At 38.9% G+C, this 3,956-nt stretch carries 4 protein-coding genes; all 4 read left to right on the top strand.

The window, feature by feature from the left end:
* The first annotated feature begins 152 nt into the window (after positions 1-152).
* Positions 153-482: a hypothetical protein gene (locus ACWD12_RS40865; RefSeq protein WP_312257954.1), complete on the top strand. Its 330-nt coding sequence runs from the start codon at positions 153-155 to the stop codon at positions 480-482.
* 108 nt (positions 483-590) lie between these two features.
* A complete protein-coding gene (locus ACWD12_RS40860; protein ID WP_450103935.1) occupies positions 591-1,385 on the top strand; it encodes a bifunctional DNA primase/polymerase in 795 nt (264 codons plus the stop codon).
* Between the two features lie 10 nt (positions 1,386-1,395).
* Entirely contained in the window at positions 1,396-3,030 is a 1,635-nt protein-coding gene (locus ACWD12_RS40855; RefSeq protein WP_450103934.1) for a phage/plasmid primase, P4 family, read from the top strand.
* A 351-nt stretch (positions 3,031-3,381) separates the two neighbouring features.
* Positions 3,382-3,954: a hypothetical protein gene (locus ACWD12_RS40850; protein WP_312258059.1), complete on the top strand. Its 573-nt coding sequence runs from the start codon at positions 3,382-3,384 to the stop codon at positions 3,952-3,954.
* Positions 3,955-3,956 lie beyond the last annotated feature (2 nt).

Below are 3,956 nucleotides of genomic sequence, written 5' to 3'. Positions count from 1 at the left end.
CGAGCGGTCAAATACGACCTCGTACAGCAGTTTGAAGCAAGTACAGGCATAATCTTACCCAGCGGAGTGAAAAGCAACTTATGCACGCAATCAGTGCCGATTTTAGGCAAGCAACTGGCTATCATAAAATTACAGATAAAGGAAAATAAAAAATGAAATTAAGCGAATTACAAACAATTGACCAAAATATCATTAAATTTCTTTCTGAACATAGAGGAATTGAACGAGCTGTTAAAGGCAAGATTTTAGCACAAGCGCTTGATATTGATTTTAGAACACTTCAAAGCAGAATTGAGTACCTACACAAGCAAGGTTGCGCCATTGGTTCGATTGATAACGGCTATTTTATCCCAACTAATGAAGACGAGCGCAGGGCTGGCATTATCAAGAAACAACGCACAGGCATAGCGATTAATAACGCAGTCAACGGCTACACCCTTGCGGAACTTGATTGGATTGACCAACTTTTTAAGGAGGACTAACAAAGTGAATTGTTATTTATGTGGTAAACCTCTAAAAGAAAATGAAGTCATTCCCTATCAAGAGCGACAAATTTGCGATGAATGTGAGTATAGACTGGAGGTTGACCATTGACACCCAAAGAACAAGCCCTAAACTGTATTAATCGCGGTTTTTCTGTTATCGCTGGTTTTCCTCTTGGGAAAAGTGAAAGGGCAATTATAAAGGGGACTTCAAGCGGAACACTTGACGAAATCACAGTGAGCGCGTGGTTTGATGAAATACCGAACCGCAATATCATGATTAATCTTAGAAACAGCGGTTTGATTTGTATTGACTTAGACCAGCACCAAAACGGACAGAATGGACGGAATGTTTTCAGTCGCTTGTGGAATGAACACAGCGAGGGCGAAATATTAAGTACCTATGTTGAAAAGACACCCACAGGCAACGGCTTGCACGTTTTCTTTAAAGTTCCTAAAACAATTTTTAATAGTCCGCTTGTCAGTGAACTAGCGGACGGCGTGGAGATAAAAACACACTTTACCCCAATCTACCCAAGCAAACGTACAGACGGCGATTATATCCCTTTGAATGATACAGAAACTAACGAGCCTTTAACTTTCGATAGTCTTTGCGATTGTCCTGATTGGTTACTTGAAATGATACAACGACCACAGGCACGCGCAACAACTGGCACAAGTAGCCGAACTTATGGCGCTGAAATGTGGGAGCTATTCAACCAAGGCGCAAGAAAAGGCAACCGAAACAACGATACAAATCGTATTCTCCACTATTGGAGAAAGATTGGTATTGATAATAATAGCTGTATGGACTTATTGCGAACCTTTAACAATCGAACCAGTCCGCCCTTACCTGATGACGAGCTGGCAACTATTTGGAAAAGTGTATTCAAGATGAAATAGAAAGGAAGTCATGACAGACCAATTAGAAAAACTTGTGGCAGAAACACCACAGGAAAACGTAAGAAGTCCAAAACCTACAATAGAGAACTTCACAGATTATGGCGAAGACGGCAAAAAAGTCATCAATATCGCAGGTTATCAGGAATGCTTAAAAGACTGGCTGGAACAAGAAAAAGAAATCATCAATAGCCCTGACTATGTCAAAGCACATACTCAAACGCTTAGAGCGGTTAAAAAACTATTCTTTGAACACCGTAACTTATTTTTAAGCACACCTAAGGAAGACGGCAACGCACCCAAGTCACTAAGTCCCTTAGATACGGCTAGAATCATCTATAAAACGCTAAAAGTCATCAAATTAGACCACCAAAGCGGACTGTTAGGCGTTTATAACCCTGAACTAGGAATATATGAAACGAATGAGAACTTCTTTCATCGGCTCATTTATTGGCTAGAACCGTCTTATAGTCAGGCACGGTCAAAAGAGGTTCTCTTTAAACTTGAAACCTTATCAGAGGTTAAACAACAAACCGCAGAAGCTCATTTAATCCCAGTAGCGAACGGCATTTTCAATAAGAAAACGCAAAATTTAGAGCCATTCAGTCCTAAATACGTCTTTACGTCAACCATTGCGACCAAGTACAATGACAAGGCAAAAGTACCCAATATTAACGGTTGGAACGTAGACGACTGGCTCAATGATTTAATGAGTGGAGATAAAGAACTCGTTAGCCTTTTATGGCAGATTATTTCCGCAAGTACCAACGGCAACTACTCCTATCGCAAAGGCGTTTGGCTAGTCGGTAAGGGGAACGACGGCAAAGGGACTTTTCAAAGTCTCATCATGAACTTAATCGGACGTGAGAACGTCGCAAGTGTCAAAGCTGAACAGTTTTCTGAACGTTTTTCTCTTTCCCAAGTCGTTGGGAAGACTTGCATTATTGGAGATGACAGCCAAGTCAGCTACTTAGACAATGCAGGGAATTACTTTTCTGTGGTTACTGGCGACCCAGTACCGATTGAAGCGAAAGGAAAACAACCGACACTAGCCGTCTTTAATAAATTAGTCATTCAGTCCACTAACTTTTTACCGAAGTTTAGAAATAAGTCAAATGGAACTTATAGGCGTTTGCTTATTGTTCCCTTTAACAAGTCTTTCACGTCAGATAATGACGATTGGAAAATAAAGGATGATTATATTAAACGCAAAGACGTTTTAGAGTATGTCCTTAAAATCGCCTTATCACTTAACTTTGATAAGTTTGATGAACCAAAAGCCACACAAGGGCTATTAAATGACTTTAAAATTTCTAATGATAACGTGCTGGCGTTTGTAAATGATATGTTTGAGGAGTTCGTCAGTGATTTTCTACCGACCACCTTTATAAGCGCCTTATATCGTGCATGGTGTGAAGATGAGGGAGTGAAGCCCTTTACTAAGCGAGAGTTTGAGCTTAAATTACCCGACCACATTAAAAAGGAATGGGAAAAAACAAGTAAAAGACCTCATACAGCAGGCTTTAACAGAGCGATTGATTTACACCGAGCCGAGGAATATGAGCTTTTTAGACGGCTATTTCATTGGGACGATGATAAACAAAAAAAGGTCACTAAGGGTTATTTACGTAAGAAAAAGCGAAAGTGATACCGTACTTCGGTAACATGTTACCGTTAGCGGTAACAACTTAAACCGCATGGTTAAGCTATTTGTAGAGTGTTGTTACCGTGTTACCGTACTTTTCCTACTTCGCTAGGAATTTATCAGAGGAAATAAAAACATGAAAAAAGTACGCTGTCCGACAAAATGAATTTACTGATTTGAATTAGAAGAATAAGAAAGGAGTAAAAATGCGAGCAAGGTCTCCAACAAAATCAGTTGTTTTAACTCATTTATAAAAAGCGCAATTAACGTAATGAACAAAAGGAGTTACAGGTTTTATCTGTAGTTCCGATTATAATATATATTTACTAACAAATAAATACAGGAGAAACCACAATGAAAACATTTGAAGAAATTGAAGCAGAACTTATCAATCAAAAGGACGGTAATTTATTGGAAATTGAGAAGTTTAAAAATAATAAAGAAAAAGCGGAAAGAGCCTTAAAAATCGCTAATGATGAATTAATCAAAGCCGAGGAGATCGCTGACTTAGTAGCTTATGATAAAGCAAAGGGGGATATATGGACATCACAACACGCTATTGAATTGTATCAAAAACAGTTAGACAAATTGGAAAGCACTCCATTAGTGACCAAAGATGATTATAATCAATTGGTCTCAGATATTGAAAAGGCTGCCGATAAGTTACAAGATGAGTTGAATATTAAGGGCGCTAAGCTAATGGCAGAACTCAAGTCATTGGCTGATGAATCTAATGCGGTCTACCATAAAGCTGATGAGTTGTTACGTATTGCGCAGTATGATGTTTACAAAGACGCCGATTGTTTAGTAGCGTCAAACGGTACCAGAATAACGCGAGCGGTAGAGTATAAACGAAACAACTCAGTCCGAAATGTTTATAACTTTAAATATCTTGGCAACACATTTCTTGATGATATGAACGCATAATA

It is taken from the genome of Streptodolium elevatio (genome assembly GCF_053592165.1).
Note: the sequence above shows the minus strand (reverse complement) of the source record. Positions and strands in the feature narration are given on the sequence as shown.

What these genes read in the sequence shown, in the direction of transcription:
- ACWD12_RS40865 (WP_312257954.1), top strand. Translation starts at nt 153, where the DNA reads ATGAAATTAAGCGAATTACAAACAATTGACCAAAATATCATTAAATTT.
- ACWD12_RS40855 (WP_450103934.1), top strand. Translation starts at nt 1,396, where the DNA reads ATGACAGACCAATTAGAAAAACTTGTGGCAGAAACACCACAGGAAAAC.
- ACWD12_RS40850 (WP_312258059.1), top strand. Translation starts at nt 3,382, where the DNA reads ATGAAAACATTTGAAGAAATTGAAGCAGAACTTATCAATCAAAAGGAC.